Origin of the sequence: Acuticoccus sp. MNP-M23 (assembly GCF_031195445.1) — a bacterium.
Taxonomy (GTDB): Bacteria; Pseudomonadota; Alphaproteobacteria; order Rhizobiales; family Amorphaceae; genus Acuticoccus.
In genome coordinates this window covers 1,925,061-1,940,956 of the sequence record NZ_CP133480.1, presented here as the reverse complement: position 1 = coordinate 1,940,956, position 15,896 = coordinate 1,925,061, and the positions used below count along the sequence as shown (strand labels likewise).

The following is a 15,896-nucleotide window of genomic DNA, read 5'->3' as shown; positions in this document are numbered from 1 at the left end:
CGGTCCTACCCGGCGGTTTTCGCAACCGCCTCGACCGGCATGAGGGAACGCGGATCAAGCCGTTTTGCCGGCGCCGCATCCGCAGTGCCCCAGAGCCGTTCGTCGAGCGAGACGAGGTGCTGCGCGATCCGCTCCGCCGCGTGCGGCTCGAAAAGCGACGTCAGCGCCTTGGCGCCGCGCTCCAGCGTGCTTGCGATTGCAGCGCGCCACTGGTCATTGCTGGCAGGCCAACCGGGAAGGACTGTCGCTGCACCGATCCGTTCCAGTTCCGCGGCCTTCGCACGCTGCTCGTCGTAGTAACGCCACTCCGGGATGCACAGGAACGGACGGCCGACCCGCGCAATCTCGTGAACTGTATTGTCCCCCGCGGAAGCGACCACAAGGTCGGCCGCGGCAATGTGGTCGACGGTGCTTTCGACCCAGCCGAGCCGCGTGAGGTTGGCGAACTCGGTTTCGTGCCCCTCCAGATGGACCGGGCCGATGGTGGCCCATTGCGCCTCCGGCAGCGCCCGCGCCGCCATGGTGAGTGCGGCATAGTTGGCGCCGGTCCCGCCCGCGCCGGAGAGGACGAGGATGCGTTGCCCTTCGGCCGGCAGGTTCAGCCGCTTGCGTGCTTCTGCCTTCGTCGGCACCGGATCGCGCGTGGTGCAAAGGCCGCCGGAATAGAACGTCTTCGCGCGGGCCCAGCCCGGATAGTCGGCCTGCTCGATCCGCGCGTCGAAGGGCGCGATCATCCCGGCGCACGCCTGGTAGGCGGCAATGTGGCTGGCGTCCGAGCGGTCGCCATGCATCCGGATCTTGACGCAGGGCACCGCGCAAAGCCGCGCCAGCAGCGCCCACTCGACCGAAACGTCGCTGACGAAGAGGCCCGGATTATCGCGCCGGAACACCTCGACGATCGCCTCGGCGTTCTGCTTCAGCCGGCGGGATCCCATCGGCACGCACTGCATCGCATCCGGCGTCTGCTGGGCGTGAAGCGCTTTGGTTGCGGAAGGGTCGCCTATTGCGTTCTGAAGGTGCACGAAGCGAACGCGATCGTCGAACGTGCCGAAGATCTCGCGAGCCGCCGAAATCACCGTGATCGGTCGATCGCCGAGGTGCTCCAGGATGGCCTCGCAGCGCCGCGCATGGCCGCGCCCCTGATGGTGGACGAAGAACGCAACGGATCTCGGCATATGGCAGGTCCCTCAACCGCGATAGAGATCGGACTTCAAGGACGGTGGGCCCACGCTGCGTTGGGCTGGATTGCACCACGTTCAGCCGATCGTATAGGGACGAAATGCTTTGCGCTCAGAATAGTTCATCCGCTGGCGTGCGTCATCGCAGCTCACCCCGCGCTGGAACGGCAGCAACGCAGCCACGTTCACCCGTTCAAGGCCACGGCGAATAGTGCCAAGCTCATTAAACTAGAACAATACGACCGAACGAACGAAAGGACTCGTCATGCGCGCAGTAACCTATCACGGCACCGGCGACTTGCGGGTCGATACAGTTCCCGATCCGACCATCCAGCACCCCCGCGATGCAATTTTGAAGGTTACGACAACCGCGATCTGTGGGTCCGACCTGCATATCTACGACGGCTTCCTCCCCGCGATGAAGACTGGCGACATCATCGGCCACGAATTCATGGGCGAGATCGTCGAGGTCGGCTCCGAAGTCAGCAACCTCAAGGTCGGCGACCGGGTCCTGATCCCCTTCAATATCACGTGCGGGCACTGCCACTTCTGCGACCGTCAGCTTTACTCGATGTGCGACAACTCCAACCCCGACAGCGAAAAACTTCAGAAACTGTATGGGCAGGCCGGTGCTGGCCTTTACGGCTACTCGCACCTCTTCGGCGGTTACGACGGCGGACAGGCCGAGTATGTCCGCGTCCCGTTCGCCGATACCGGCCACCTCAAGGTCCCCGGTCACCTCACCGACGAGCAGGTGCTGTTCCTGACCGACATCTTCCCGACCGGCTGGCAGGCGGCCGTCAACGCGGACGTCAAGGAAGGGTCCACCGTTGCAGTCTGGGGCGCGGGCCCGGTCGGTCAGTTTGCGATCAAGAGCGCGTTCCTGCTGGGCGCGGAGCAAGTCTTCGCGATCGACCGGGAGCCCGAGCGCCTGCGGATGGCGGAGGCCGCGGGCGCAACTCCGATCAACATGACCGAGGCGAAGCCCTACGACGTCCTGATGGAGAAGACGAACGAGCGCCTGCCGGAATGCGTGATCGACGCTGTCGGCCTCGAGGCGCACGGCGCCGGTGTGATCGACACGGTGTATGATCGCGTGAAGACTGCGACATTCCAGGAAACCGACCGCCCCCACGCATTGCGCGAGGCAATCATGTGCGCGCGCAAGGCCGGCACCGTCTCGATTGCGGGTGTCTACGCCGGCATGGTGGACAAGTTTCCGATCGGTGCGGCCTTCGGCAAGGCGTTGTCGTTCAAGATGGGCCAGACGCACGTCCTCAAACACATTCCCGATCTGCTGCAGCGGATCGAGCAAGGCCAGATCGACCCGACGTTCCTCATCACCCACCGCGGAACGCTCGACGACGCCCCGGCCTTCTATGAGCAGTTCCGCGATAAGAAGGACGACTGCATCAAATGCGTGCTGACACCGCACTGATCGCATTTTCCCAGCTCATTGCGTGCTGATAAACAGGCACAGTTTTCGTACGTGGCCGCAGCATGCGGCCACGTACGTTGTCGCGTCGGCTAGAAGCCCCGTCTCGCTCGGTTTCGCGACCGGGAGGAACGCATGAGCCGAACCATCGCCACGGTCAGTGCGCTCGCAAGGCTCGCACGCGCGCTTCGATTAGCCTCAGATTCCTGCGAACATGGCGAATTGTCCGCAATGGCGGGACGCTGATGCCTTTGTGCGGCACGCGATTGTCCCAGGTCCCATCGCTGTTCTTGGGTTCCACGTGCCCGAACATCGCTACAAAGTCCGACGACACTCAGCCAGCCAGCGGATCACCCGTCCCCAGAACACGCCGTAGATAGAAGCTGGCAAAGTCGATGCTGGAGCCCATAGCCGTCCCACGTGCGGCATAGACCACGATAGCGCGCTTGCCTTCGAGCAACCCTTTGGGCCCATCGGGTGTGTAACGGAACGTGCGCTGCGCGCGGCAAACCTGGTCGATCCACGCTTTCAACGACGCGGGCACCCCGAAATTGTAAACCGGCAATCCGATCACAATCAGGTCGGCGGCCTCCAGCTCACCAAAAAGCGCGTCAGACAGCGCCAGGGACTGTCGGTGCTGGTCCGTCCGCTCGGTCTCAGGTGAGGTGTTCGCCGCGATCCAGGCGGCGTCAACCTGGGGGATCTGCTCGGCCAAGTCGCGCAGGACGATGTGATGCTCCACCACCACCGCGACGCCAGCGCCTTGAACTCCCGCTCAAGCTCTTCTCCCAGAGCGCTGTCCCTGGCCTTTGCCCGAGCGATAAGATCCGTCAGACGCGACACGCCACCACCTCATTCCCTTAACCCGCCATTGCAGCGCAACTGTTAATGGCCCCCGCGCAACGTACAGCGCAAGGCATGCGCCTGCTGAACTGGAGCCCGCTTGTAAGTAGCCAAACTGCAGGCATTGCCGGCGCGGCCGTCCTCAACGTATGCCCTGTCAGGCGTCGAGCTAGTTACCGGACGCGCCGTCACCGACCTAAAAATATAGATCTATATACCCAGAATTAGCTATAATAAAAGAGAGGCCCAGTATGCTTTCGGGCTTGCGGAGAGTACTCTCCACTTTCGGGGCTGACGTTGCCCCAGAAGTGTCCCCGCTCATAGCTGGACTCTGTTCGTGTTGTGGTCCCATCGGGACCGGGTTGCAAACTCGTTCGGGGTGAGGCCGCCCAGGCTGGTGTGCGGCCTGTCGTGGTTGTAGTCGGTGCGCCATTCCTCAATGATGCGGCGAGCGCCCGGAAGGCTGCGGAAGAGATGCTCGTTGAGGCACTCATCGCGGAAGCGACCGTTCAGGCTCTCTACGAAGCCGTTCTGCATCGGCTTGCCGGGCGCGATGTAGTGCCAATTGACGCGGCGGTCCTCCTGCCATTCGAGGATGGCATGGGAGGTCAGCTCGGTGCCGTTGTCGCTGACGATCGTGAGCGGCTTGCCGCGACTGACGATCAGGCGGTCGAGTTCCCGTGCCACGCGAGCCCCCGACAGTGATGTGTCGACAACGAGCGTCAGGCACTGGCGGGTGAAGTCGTCGAGCACCACCAGCACACGGAAGCGGCGCCCGTCGCTGAGCTGGTCGGAGACAAAGTCGAGGCTCCAGCGCTGGTTTGGTCCTCGCGGCAAGGTCATTGGCGCCCGCGTTCCGATGGCACGTTTTCGGCCGCCGCGCCGTCGTACACTCAGCCTCTCCTCGCGGTATAGGCGGAACAGCTTCTTGTGGTTCACCTCGATACCCTCGCGCCGCAAAAGGATATGCAGCCGCCGATAGCCGAACCGGCGCCGTTCGTTCGCCAGCGTTTTCAGGCGTTGGCGCACCGTCGCATCGTCCGGCCGCTGCGACCGGTAGCGGTAAGTCCTTGGATGCATCCCGATCAGGGCACAGGCGCGCCGCTGGGAATACCCCTTCTTTTCAATCGCCCAACTCACGAAGCCTCTCCGTGCGCTGGGCGTCAGAAGTTTTTTCCCAGAGCGTCCCGCAGCGTCGCCACATCGAGCATCTGTTCGGCGAGAAGCTTCTTCAGGCGGCCGTTCTCATCTTCCAGCGCCTTCAGCCGCCTGGCTTCAGACACTTCCATTCCGCCGTAGCGCTTGCGCCACGTGTAGAACGTCGCGTCGCTGATCCCGTGCTTGCGGCACAGCTCCGACACACCGATCCCCGCGGCATGCTCCTTCAGGACCGCGATGATCTGCTCTTCGCTGAAGCGGCTCTTCTTCATCTCCGTCTCCTTCTGACGGAGTCCAGTTCAGACCGAGGACATTCCAAGGGGCAACGTCAAGCCTTTGGCTCTCATGCAGGCCTTGACGAGGTCAGCCTCTTCCAACCCTCGCCTGACACCGCTGGCCACGCCTTCTGAAACCAGGTCGCTCCAGGTCTCGGGGCGATTGTTGGTGCCAATCGTCGCCGTGGCAACGTCCGCCTCATACTGGCATTGCGACAGGGCCTGGTCGGCCTCAGACTGCGGAGTGTCGTTCCGCACCCATTGTTTTTCGCTGGACGTGCAAGCGCACAGAACAAGAGATACCGCCACCATCAAGGGTCCGCTCCGCATTAACATCGCTCTCTCTTTCTTGGATAAATGGTTTGGTGGGATCGAGACTGCTGCGAGGACTTCGATACGCCCTTGCCAGAAAGTGATCGCCCGGATTGACGCACGCATGGGCTGGTTTCGGCAGCCGATTTCTCTCACTGCGACTTGCCCAGTCCTCGATCTGTTTTGTGGTCCATGCCGGTCAACAATCCAAGGCGAGACCAAATCCGAGGTGCGAAATCCAATCGGAATCTGACAGGATGCGAATATCCTGGCAGCACCTTGCGCTGACATCACGGCGATCACGGCTACTGTGCGGCTGGCGATCGAGACGAGCAGAAGCGGAGCGGGTTGAGCTGATGGGCGATGCGCGATGGAGGGGCCCGGCCGTGCCGCGAACCGAGTGGCCGCAAAGGCCATGACATCTATTACGCTTTTTCATGCACTTTACGTAGCGGCGATTGCAGCAGAGGCGATGACGGCGGCGCTCGCGGCCGGCCGCCGACAGATGGATTGGGTGGGGGTCGCGCTTCTGGGGTCGGTCACCGCGCTTGGCGGCGGTTCGGTCCGCGACCTTCTCCTCGATCGACACCCGCTGACGTGGATCCAGCACCCGAGCTATCTTCTGGTGACGTCCGGTGCGGCTCTGGCGACCATCGTCATCGCGCGGCATATGAGGCAACTGCGCCGCGTCTTCCTGTTCCTCGACGCCGTCGGCCTCGTGCTCTTCACGTTGCTCGGCTGCCAGATCGCGGTGCGCCTCGAGATGCCGACTGTCATCGTCATCGCATCCGGCATGATCAGCGGCTGCGTGGGCGGTGTTCTGCGCGACATCCTGTGCGCCGAGGTTCCGCTGCTCTTTCGCGCCGAACTCTATGCCACCGTGTCGATGGTCACGGGCGGGCTTTATGTGGTCGGCGTCGCGTTGGGGTTGCCGAGCGATCCCATGATGATCGGTGCCCTGATCTTCGGCCTCGCGCTACGGCTTCTCGCGCTGCGTTTCAACTGGAGCATGCCGAAGTTCGTCTACACGCAAACGCTGCATTGAGACGGCGCGCGACGCGATGGGCTACATGTCAGCTGTAGCGTACCGAGGCTGCCCAGCCAGCGCTACCATCCCGACGATCGTCAGAACCCGGGCGCCGACGGTCATGCCTATGAGGTGCATCCCGTGGGCGATGCCGAAGGCAACGAGAACGCCGATCCCCACCGCATGACCCATGGGGTTCGCTGCGCCATGACACGATAGAACCAAACGTTGCCGCGGAAAAAGATCACCGGGCCTAGCGTCGCGCAAAGGATCATCAAATAATTCGGAAATTCACACGTTTGGATATGCGGTCACGGACGCAAAATCATATGATAATATCTTTCATCCAATGATCCATTATCATCAACCCGATGACGACCGCTTCCACCACCGTCGCGATCCCCATGGCCGGCATAGGCCCGGCGCTGCCAGACCACGAGGTTGGCCCACAGCAATCTGTAGCCAAGCCATGCGCAGAACTCGGGCGACAGCCAGTCCAGGCCGATGTCGGAGGTCTAGGCAATGGGTGGAACCACGGCCGTGGTTGCCGGAGGCCGAGGTGTACGCGTGAGACCTCAGCCCTCCCCTCACGAGGCGCCGAGGAGCGGCAGGAACGTCGCTGCGGCACGCAGGACGAAGTCGTCCGCGAAGCGCGGCCCGATGATCTGCAAGCCCAGCGGCAGACCGCGCTCCGTCTCGCCGCAAGGGATGCTGACGGCCGGTAGGAAGGCATGGTTCACCAACGGGGTCAGTGCAGCGTGGTCGCGTGGGCCAGCGGGCAAACCGCCGATCGTCGGTGGTGCCAAGAGCGCATGCGGCCACGCCGGGCACGGCGTCGTAAGGGATACTAAGAGGTCTGGACCGGTCGCGAAGAAGGTTGCGGCGGCGCGAGCAATCTCGCGGCTCATCGCATCGGCCCGTGCCACGGCGGTGCCGTCCAGCCGCAGCCCCGCTTCAATCTGGGACGCTATGTCGGTATCGAAAACCGTCGGGTCGGTCCGCCATGCCTCGCCCCATCGGGTCGCAAGAGCGGCGTGTTGCAGCGGCATCAGTGCCGGTTCGTCGGCGCCGCTCGGCCACTCGGGCGCCGCCGGCTCCAGCGCCACGCCGGCGGCCGAAAGGCGGGCTCGCGCCCGCTCGGCCGCCGCCGCCACCGCCTCGTCGAGGCGCACGTCGAGCCCCAACGTCGGCGCCCAGCCGATCCGCGTCCCCTCCAGCGAACGGCGGTCGGCTGGAAAATTGACGCTCACCGGGTCGGCCCGGTCGGCGCCGCGCAACGCCGCGAAGACCAGCATCGCGGTGTCGACCTCGGCGGCCAGGACGCCGAGCACATTGGTGTGGGACAGGATGTGTCCGCCGGGAATGGCGCCCGCGGAGGGCTTGAAGCCGATAACGCCGACGTGGGCGGCGGGCCGGCGGATCGACCCGCCGCCATCGCTCGCGAGCGCGAACGCGCACATGCCCGCCGCAACGGCCGCAGCGGCGCCACCGGAGGAGCCACCGGGGGTGAGAAGCGGGTCGGCCGGATGCCCGGTCGCGCCGTAGATCCGGTTGCTCGTGACCCCCTTGCAGCCGAACTCGGACATGTTGGTGCGGCCGATCAGGATCGCGCCCGCGTCGCGCAAGCGGGCGACGGCCGGGTCATCACGCTCGGGTCGGTTGTCCGCCAACAGCAGCGAGCCGCCAGTCGCCTTCCAGCCTGCGACGTGGATATGGTCCTTCACGGTGACCGGCAGCCCGGAGAGCGGCGGCCGCTCGCCTCTGGCAAGGCGCGCGCGAAGCCTATCCAGCTGCGGCTCTGCCAGCTCCGGATCGTGGTCCACGACCGCGTTCAAGACCCCGTTGTGCGCCGCGATAGCGTCCAGCGCACGAGCGACGCCGGCACCCGGATCGGTTCGGCCCTCGTGGATCGCGGTGACCAGGGTACGGCAGTCCCAGCGGACATCGGGCGCAAGCGGCATTTCAGATCTCCTTGCGCCCCGTGAGTGCGGACACGATAGCGGCGAGCACGTTCGCCACCCCCTCCGCCTCTACCCAGCGGATGACAGCGACCACACCCAGCGAGGGCGCGACCCAGACCACGGTGCTGCCAATGCCCATGGCAAACACGCTTTCGGCCGGCGCCTCGCGAAACAGCTTCTGCGCCCCGTTCAACCACCACAACCCGCCATAGACAGGCTGCAGCGGACAGGGCGTCAGGAGCACATCGAGCGCTTCGGCGGAGAGGGCGCGCTGCCCGGCAAGAACGCCCCGCCCAAGCACGATGCCGCCCAGCGCGAGATGGTGCGGCACCCCCGCCACCACCCCGCCGCCCCAGTGCCCGCCACCAACCGCAACCTCGGCCGCCCGCCCGCCCAGATCGATCGTCGAGCGGGCGCCGTAGCCGTGCCAGCGGAAACCGGTAGCGGCGCCGAACGCCGGGTGGAAGGAGGCCAGCGCCTCACCAAGCGGGCAGCCGTAGAGGCGCGTGAGGGCAAGGCACAGGGCGTTCACGCGGATGTCGTTGTAGTCCCAGTAGGTGCCCGGCGGCCCGAGGGGGGTGGCGCGGTCAAACCTCGCCGGGTCGTCTGTCGGTGCAAGCTGGCGGTCGCGGTCGACCGTGTCCGGCAGGCCGAACAACGTGCCTTCCCACTCGCTCGTCTGGTCGAGCAGCTGGCGCCACGTCACGGTCCTGTTGCGGGGCGAGGCGAAGGCGGGGTCGTCGATCCGCGCCGCCACCGGCTCCGCGAAGTCTGACAGGAGACCGCGGTCGAGCGCTGCGGCCGCGAGCAGGCCGACGTAGCTCTTGGCGACGCTGAATGCCATGTCGGCCCGCGCACCATCGCCCCACGTTGCGAGGACATCACCGCCGGCGACCACCGTTCCCGCCGGTTCGCCGCGCGGAAAGACAGGGCCGATGACGACGTTGAAGGGCGGCGGATCGAAGGTCTCGCCCTCAATCACGGCTCTGATGTCGGCCGGCCACCGGCACGGCCGCGCCAGTGCCGCCGCCTGGATCCGCTCCCCGGCCGAGGCTGCGGAACGGCTCATGCGCGCGGCCCCGTTGCGGGCATCGCGCAAATGCGTGGCGTAGGGCATGCGGACGTTGACGTGCTCAAGAGCGGCCCCCTTGGACGAATGCTGAATTGCCATCGAAAATGGCATGCAAATTTTCCAATACACCGGCAATGTAAGCGATGAAGAGGCACCCGGCAACGCCTGCTTCTTCCGCCCGGCGGACGGGGCCGACGCTCTCAAGGCATCTTGCCAACATGCAAGGTACGAAGCCAGCGACAGATTACGATGGCGCATGATTGCGCATGTCGCCTGCATCTTCGGCGACCGCGCATCGGCCTCTCCGGCAGAAGGCTCTAAAATGGCATGCCATCGTGTTGGCACGGTGCTTGCCTGAAGATATTCCGCAACTTCGCATCAGGCAGTTCGCTGCGACCTCGAGCCTCGCAAGAGCGGCGGCTCCATGATTCCAAGAGGGGACGACATCATGTGCGACCACCAAGGCATCGACCGTAACGCTCCGGCGCGGGCTTCCGGCCTCAGCCGGCGCAGCCTCCTGCGCAACGCCGGCGGGTTGACGCTGGCAATCGGCGTCGGCGGCGGGTTCTGCCGCGCCGCCCACGCCGCCGACACCACCTTGAAATCCACCCACGGCGGCGGGTTCTGCAACCTCAACCTCTTCCTCGCCCATGCCGAACAGCTCGCCGCCGATGACGGCCTGAACCTCCAGTTCGTCAACACGCCGACCTTTGCCGACCAGGTGACGTTCCTCGGCACCGGCCAGGTCGACGTCGGCCTCACGCCGTACACCTCGTTCCTCGCGCTGTACGACGCCGGGGCACCGATCAGGATCGTCGCCGGTGGGGGCATCGAAGGCTGCGCCGTGGTCGCCCAGCCGGGCATCGACAGCCCCGAATCCATGAAGGGCAAGGTCCTCGGCACGCAGCAGATGGATACCCTCGAGGTCCTCCCGTACGACTACCTGAAGAAGCGCGGTGTCTCGTTCGCGAACATCACCGTGCGCTACGTCGGCGGGCAGGCCGAAGGCGTCGAGATGTTCCGCGCCGGCGCCCTCGACATGTACGCCACCATCGAGCCCTACGCGTCCGCCGCCCTGGCCGACGTCCCCGGCGCAACGCTGCTGACCGACGGGATCGACCTCTACGGCCCCGGCTACACCGACTGCGTTCTCGCCGCCAGCACCGACGTGATCGAGAACAATCCCGAGGCCCTCAAGGCCCTCATCAAGGGGATGATGGAGGCCCAGGCGATGGCCGAAAGCAACCCGCAGGAGGTTCTCGATAAGGTCGTCGGCACCTACTACAAGACGTCGATGGACGCCGCCCAGGCCGCAATGTCCAAGCAGCCCGCCGTGGTCGACGCACGCGACCAGACCGAGTTCATCCTCGAGCGCGTCGCCAGTGTCGCGGAGATGGGCTACATCAAGGAAAAGCCCGGCCGCGAGGCGATCGACTGGAGCCTCCTCGAAGAGGTGATCGCCGAGAACCCCGACCTCTACGCATCGCTGAAGCGGAAGTCGGCGGCGTGAGGGACACCGCGTCCGACGTCAGGCCGGGCGTGAGCCTGCCGAAGAGGGTGACGGCGCTGGGGCGCGCCGGGCCCCTGGCGTCCCTGCGGCTCGGCGGCACGCTGTCGAGCCTTGCGTGGGGCGCCGCGTCGGTCGGCATCTTCTGCCTGGTGTGGGAGTTCTGCTGGCTCGTCGGCTTGGCGGACCCCCGCCTGCTGCCGCCGCCGCACATCTTCCTCGGCGACCTGCCCAACCAGGCAAAGTTCTTCAACACCGCAACCCGCTGGGAGGTCGGCGTCTCCCAGTCCGAAGCCCCCTCCGGCACGGAGGCGGTGATGATCACGGTCGCCGCAACCAGCGCGCGGGTGATCGCGGGGCTCGCCATCGCGTCTTTCCTCGCGATCACCGCCGGCATCCTGATGCGGTACTTCGCCCTGTTCGAGAAGCTGACGATGCCGACGGTCATGCTCCTGTCCGCCGTGTCGCCCGTCGCGTGGCTGCCGGTCGCGGTATTCCTGTTCGGCATCGGCAACGGACCGGCGATCTTCATGGTGGTGATCGCGCTGTTCTTCCACATGGTGATCGCCACTGTCGCGCATATCGACAATGTGCCGAAGAACTTCATCCATGTCGCCCGGACGATGGGGGCGACCAAGCGGCAGGTCTACGCCCGCGTGATCGTGCCCGCGATCCTGCCCCCCATGCTGATGGTGCTGCGCCTCAACCTCTTCGGGGCGTGGATGGTGGTGCTGATCGCCGAGACCACCGGCGTCGGCTACGGCCTTGGCCAGATCATCATGCTGGCGCGCAACACGTTCAATCCGCCGCTGGTGTTCTGCACCATCGCGCTGATCGGCGTGTTCGGCTTCCTCACCGACTGGTCACTCCGCACCCTGCAGCGCCGCGTCCTCTACTGGATCCCCAACAAGGGGGCCGCCCATGGCTTCTGATGCCCCGTTCTCGCGCCGGACCGCCCTCGTGTGCCGCGGCGTCGGCAAGACCTGGGCGGCCGGCACCCCTCGGGCGCACCAGGCGCTCGAGGGCATCGACCTCGACGTTAAAGCCGGCGAGTTCGTGGTGCTGCTCGGCCCCTCCGGCTGCGGCAAGAGCACGCTGCTCTACCTCATGGCCGGGCTGGAGGCCCCGACCGAGGGCGTCATCAACTATTTCGGCGAGCCGGTCACGGGCCCGTCGTCCGAGCGCAGCCTGATCTTCCAGGAGACGTCGCTGTTTCCCTGGCTGACGGTGCGCGACAACGTCGCCTTCGGCCTCTCGATCCGCGGCGCCTCCAAGGCGGAGCGGCGCGAGGGCGCGGCCGAGGCGCTGCGCGAGGTCGGCCTCAGTGCCGCAATCGACAAGCGGCCCGACGAACTGTCGGGCGGGATGCGCCAGCGCGTCGCCGTCGCCAGAGCGCTCGCGATGCGGCCCAAGGTGCTGCTGATGGACGAGCCGTTCGCCGCGCTCGACGTTCAGACGCGGCGCAAGATGCAGGACTTCCTGCAAAATGTGTGGCGCGACAGCGGGGCGTCGGTGCTGTTCGTCACCCACGGCATCGACGAGGCGGTGGCGCTGTCGGACCGCGTCGTCGTGTTCACCGCACGGCCGGGGCGGATCAAGACCATCGTGGACAATCCGCTGCCCCGCCCGCGCGACCCGTTCTCGCCCGAAGCGACCGAGCTCCGCCGCCATCTGGAAACCCTTCTGGCCGACGAGGTGGACCGCGCGTTCGCCGAACAGGAGGCCCTCGCGTGACCGTCCTCCCCGCCAACCATTCACGGAAAACAACACCCCAATGACCGCCAAGATCGTTCGCGGCCGTACGCTCTTCACCGGCGTCACGGATCGCTTCAACGCCGAACAGATCGAGGACGGCGCCGTCGTCGTCGAAGACGGCGTGATCACCGACCTCGGCACCTACGCCGACCTGTCCGCACGTCACAAGGGCGCCGCCGTGATCGGCAGCGGGGGAGACGTGATCCTGCCCGGCTTCGTCAACAGCCACCACCATGTGGGGCTGACGCCGGTGCAGCTCGGCTCGCCCGACATGCCGCTCGAATTGTGGTTCATCACCCGCCTCGTAACGCGCGCCGTCGACCTTTATCTCGACACGCTCTACTCCGCGTTCGAGATGATCGAGTCCGGGATCACCACGGTCCAGCACATCCACGGCTGGCTGCCCGGAACGCTGGACGAGGTGCGCGCGCGCTCCGAAGACGTGCTGCGTGCCTATGACGACATCGGCATGCGCGTCTCGTACTGCTACGCCGTGCGCGACCAGAACCGCCTCGTCTACCAGGCCGACGACGAGCTGGTCGCCAGCCTCCCGCCCGAGCTCAGGGACCCGATGAAACGTGTCTTCGGCGCCTTCAAGGCCGGGCTCGACGATCAGATGGCGCTGTTTCGCGACCTTCACGCCAAACACAACGCCAAGCCGCGCGCCCGCATCCAGCTTGCGCCCGCCAACCTCCACTGGTGCTCGGATCCCGCGCTGGAGGCTCTGGCGGAAGCGTCCGAGAGCTACGACGCGCCGCTCCACATGCACCTCCTCGAGACCGCCTACCAGAAGGAGTACGCGTTCCGGCGCGGCGGCGGGACGGCGGTGGACTATATCGAGAAGTTCGGCCTTCTCGGCCCGCGCCTGACGCTCGGCCACGGCGTGTGGCTGAACGAGAGCGATATGGACAAGCTGGCCGCCTCGGGCACGTGCGTGTGCCACAACTGCTCGTCCAACTTCCGCCTGCGCTCAGGCATCGCGCCGCTGAACGCGCTCGAGGCGCGCGGGATAAACACCGGTATCGGGCTCGACGAGGCCGGCCTCAACGACGACCGCGACATGCTAAACGAGATGCGGCTTGTGGCCCGCGCCCACCGTGTCCCCGGCATGGTAGACGCCGACGTGCCGACCTTCCCGCAGGTGTTGCGGATGGCGACCGAGGGCGGCGCGAAGACGACGAACTTTGGCGACCGGATTGGGCGTCTCGAAGTGGGGCGCGAGGCGGACCTCGTGATGGTCGACTGGGAAAGCGTCAGCTACCCCTATCTCGACCCGCTGACCCCTGTGCTGGACGCCGTGATGCAGCGCGCCAAGGTGGCGGGCGTGCGGCGGACCATGTGCGCCGGCGAGATCCTCTACGAGGACGGCCGCTTCACCCGTGTCGATCGCGCCGACGCGATGAAGGCGCTGCACGACGACATGTCCCGCGCCCTCTCCGACAACGAGGTGGAACGGCGCAACCTCTCCAAGGCGCTGCTGCCACACGTGCGCAAGTTCTACGCGGACTACATCGACCCGGCCCGTCACGAGCCGTTCTACCGCCAGAGCAGCCGGGTCTGAGACCCGCCGCCTCATGGCGCTGCGCGCAGAGAGCCCGCGCAGCGCCCGAAAGGCGACAACGCGTCGGTGAGGTCTACTCCGCCGCCTCCTGCGCGAACAGGCGGGCGAGCGACGGGGAAAGGCCGTTGGTCGGCTTGGGCAGCGGCCGGCCGGATCGCCGCGCAAAGCCCGCGCGCGGTGTCATCGACACCAGCGCCACCGCCTGCGCGATAGCCGCGCCGACGGGGTCGACGAGAAGCGCGCCCACCTCCGGCTGCAGCTCGGCGGCAAGGCCGGCAAGCGGCGCGCCGCCGAGGACGACAACATCGGCCCTGAGCTCATCCACCGCGCGGTGGCAAAGCCCCGCCAGCAGCTGACGCGTCGCGGGCGCCCCGGCGGGCGGCGGGGCAGCGTGGGACGCCGGAGCGGATACACCCACGAAGCGGTCGCCAAGCCCGGCGTTGCGCGCCGCATCCTCGTACCAACGCCGCAGCGCAGGCGAGAAAGTGGCGATCGCGATGCGGTCGCCGAGCATTGCCGCACTCACCAGGGCCGCCTGCGCCATACCCACCACCGGAAAATCGAAGATCTCGCGGGCGGCAGGCAGGCCGGGGTCACCGAATGCGGCGATAATTGCCGCGTCGGCGCTGCCTGCGTGGGCCGCAATCATCTCGAGCGCGATTGCACCGGCGATCTGCGCTTCCGCTCGGGTGGCAATGTAGGGAAAGCCACGCTCGGCGGTGAGCGGCACCACGTCGGCCCCTAGGGGCGCGACGGTGCGCGCGACGCACATCATTCCCTCGGTCATTGCGGCGGTGGTGTTGGGGTTCACAAGCAGAATGCGCATGGCTGTGTGGGTTCGCCCTCTCAACGTACGGGCCTGATCACGAATCCCGCCTTTGAACCGATATACGCCTATCCGCAGCAAATGGCATGCCATTTCTCGCCAGTTGTTGCCGGCGATGGGGACGGCTCAAAGCTTCGCGAGCGGCGCCGGTTCGGCCTCGACGGCCGGGGGTTCGGGCTTCAATGCCACGCCGGATGCAACGCCATCGAGCGCGGTCGAGACCGTCGCGCCGGTGTTGTCGAGGTGCATGCGCCATACCCGCGCCGCCGCCTCGGAGTCGCGGCGGCGGAAGGCGCGCATCACCGCCTCGTGCTCGCCAACCGCTTCGGCCCACCGCTCCGCGTCCATTATGGCAAGGAAGCGTCCCCGCCGCGCCCGCGCCACCACCCGCTTGTGGCTGTCGATCAGCTCCGGGTTGCTGGAGGCCGCAACGATCGTGTCGTGGATCTCGGTGTTGATGTCGAAGTAGGCGATGGCGTCGCCCGCCTCGTATCGGCGCAGCATGCGCCCGTGCAGGGTTTCCAGGCGGGCAAGCGTCGCGGTGTCCATGCGCGCCGCAATCCGCTCGGCCGCAAGCGCCTCCAGGACGGCGATCAGCTCGAACAGGTCGACCGCCTCGCGCGCACCATAGCCAACGACCTGCGCCCCCTTGTTCAGCGAAATCTCCACGAGCCCGTCCGACTGCAGGAGTTTCAGCGCCTCGCGGATGGGCGTGCGCGACACCGAAAGCTCCAGCGACAACGCGCGTTCCTTGAGGCGCGCACCGGCGGGAAGTGCGCCCTTGACGATCCGGTCGCGCAGGACCTCCGCAACTCGCTCGACCGAGGCGGACTGCTTCTTCATTATGCGTCTGTTCGCCTTGGCGTCTTTGCGGGAGCGGCGAGCATGGCGAGGCTCGTGCTCATGTGCAAGCGGGCGCGGACACGTCGCGCGACCTTCCGCCGTTTCTATTCAGCACCATGACAACCGGACTCGGCCCGAGAAGG

General features: G+C 66.2%; 15 protein-coding genes. 7 read left to right on the top strand and 8 right to left on the bottom strand.

Annotated features, from left to right (window positions below; all coding sequences use genetic code 11):
* Positions 1 to 5: 5 nt before the first annotated feature.
* Positions 6 to 1,175, bottom strand: a complete 1,170-nt coding sequence (locus tag RDV64_RS09175) for a glycosyltransferase (RefSeq protein ID WP_309198960.1) — start codon at positions 1,173 to 1,175, stop codon at positions 6 to 8.
* Positions 1,176 to 1,443: 268 nt separating this feature from the next.
* On the opposite strand from RDV64_RS09175, the gene RDV64_RS09170 reads away from it, so the two are divergent.
* Positions 1,444 to 2,616 (top strand): zinc-dependent alcohol dehydrogenase, encoded by a 1,173-nt coding sequence (locus RDV64_RS09170; RefSeq protein WP_309198959.1) that lies wholly within the window; start codon positions 1,444 to 1,446, stop codon positions 2,614 to 2,616.
* A 331-nt stretch (positions 2,617 to 2,947) separates the two neighbouring features.
* Here RDV64_RS09170 and RDV64_RS09165 read toward each other — a convergent pair whose 3' ends face one another.
* The 3 genes from RDV64_RS09165 to RDV64_RS09155 form a co-directional block, all read right to left on the bottom strand.
* Positions 2,948 to 3,355 carry an NAD(P)H-dependent oxidoreductase gene (locus RDV64_RS09165; protein WP_309198958.1) on the bottom strand — a complete coding sequence of 136 codons (408 nt, stop codon included), beginning with the start codon at positions 3,353 to 3,355 and terminating at the stop codon, positions 2,948 to 2,950.
* 419 nt (positions 3,356 to 3,774) lie between these two features.
* A protein-coding gene (locus tag RDV64_RS09160) for an IS3 family transposase (protein WP_309195819.1) occupies positions 3,775 to 4,886 on the bottom strand; the annotation gives its coding sequence in 2 pieces (ribosomal slippage) (positions 3,775 to 4,637 and positions 4,637 to 4,886; 1,113 coding nt in all).
* Positions 4,887 to 4,913: 27 nt separating this feature from the next.
* On the bottom strand, positions 4,914 to 5,327 hold the full coding sequence (locus tag RDV64_RS09155) for a hypothetical protein (protein ID WP_309198957.1): 414 nt from the start codon (positions 5,325 to 5,327) through the stop codon (positions 4,914 to 4,916).
* Between the two features lie 289 nt (positions 5,328 to 5,616).
* Between RDV64_RS09155 and RDV64_RS09150 the strand changes: the two genes are divergently transcribed.
* Positions 5,617 to 6,246 carry a trimeric intracellular cation channel family protein gene (locus tag RDV64_RS09150; RefSeq protein WP_309198956.1) on the top strand — a complete coding sequence of 210 codons (630 nt, stop codon included), beginning with the start codon at positions 5,617 to 5,619 and terminating at the stop codon, positions 6,244 to 6,246.
* A 569-nt stretch (positions 6,247 to 6,815) separates the two neighbouring features.
* Here RDV64_RS09150 and RDV64_RS09145 read toward each other — a convergent pair.
* Positions 6,816 to 8,189 (bottom strand): amidase, encoded by a 1,374-nt coding sequence (locus tag RDV64_RS09145; RefSeq protein ID WP_309198955.1) that lies wholly within the window; start codon positions 8,187 to 8,189, stop codon positions 6,816 to 6,818.
* A 1-nt stretch (position 8,190) separates the two neighbouring features.
* Positions 8,191 to 9,372 (bottom strand): serine hydrolase, encoded by a 1,182-nt coding sequence (locus RDV64_RS09140; RefSeq protein WP_309198953.1) that lies wholly within the window; start codon positions 9,370 to 9,372, stop codon positions 8,191 to 8,193.
* Between RDV64_RS09140 and RDV64_RS09135 the strand changes: the two genes are divergently transcribed.
* From RDV64_RS09135 to RDV64_RS09115, 5 genes are all read left to right on the top strand, one after another.
* Positions 9,371 to 9,619 carry a hypothetical protein gene (locus tag RDV64_RS09135; protein ID WP_309198952.1) on the top strand — a complete coding sequence of 83 codons (249 nt, stop codon included), beginning with the start codon at positions 9,371 to 9,373 and terminating at the stop codon, positions 9,617 to 9,619. The genes RDV64_RS09140 and RDV64_RS09135 overlap by 2 nt on opposite strands.
* 90 nt (positions 9,620 to 9,709) lie before the next feature.
* Entirely contained in the window at positions 9,710 to 10,771 is a 1,062-nt protein-coding gene (locus tag RDV64_RS09130; protein ID WP_309198951.1) for an ABC transporter substrate-binding protein, read from the top strand.
* Complete coding sequence (locus RDV64_RS09125) at positions 10,768 to 11,700, top strand: ABC transporter permease (RefSeq protein WP_309198950.1); 933 nt, start codon at positions 10,768 to 10,770, stop codon at positions 11,698 to 11,700. Before RDV64_RS09130 ends, RDV64_RS09125 begins: the two co-directional genes overlap by 4 nt.
* Entirely contained in the window at positions 11,690 to 12,502 is an 813-nt protein-coding gene (locus tag RDV64_RS09120; protein WP_309198949.1) for an ABC transporter ATP-binding protein, read from the top strand. The genes RDV64_RS09125 and RDV64_RS09120 overlap by 11 nt, the downstream gene beginning before the upstream one ends.
* Before the next feature lie 40 nt (positions 12,503 to 12,542).
* Complete coding sequence (locus tag RDV64_RS09115) at positions 12,543 to 14,084, top strand: amidohydrolase family protein (protein ID WP_309198948.1); 1,542 nt, start codon at positions 12,543 to 12,545, stop codon at positions 14,082 to 14,084.
* Between the two features lie 73 nt (positions 14,085 to 14,157).
* Here the strand turns inward: RDV64_RS09115 and RDV64_RS09110 are convergent, their stop codons facing one another.
* On the bottom strand, positions 14,158 to 14,910 hold the full coding sequence (locus tag RDV64_RS09110) for an aspartate/glutamate racemase family protein (protein WP_309198947.1): 753 nt from the start codon (positions 14,908 to 14,910) through the stop codon (positions 14,158 to 14,160).
* Positions 14,911 to 15,036: 126 nt separating this feature from the next.
* Positions 15,037 to 15,753 (bottom strand): GntR family transcriptional regulator, encoded by a 717-nt coding sequence (locus tag RDV64_RS09105; RefSeq protein WP_309198946.1) that lies wholly within the window; start codon positions 15,751 to 15,753, stop codon positions 15,037 to 15,039.
* Positions 15,754 to 15,896: the final 143 nt, after the last annotated feature.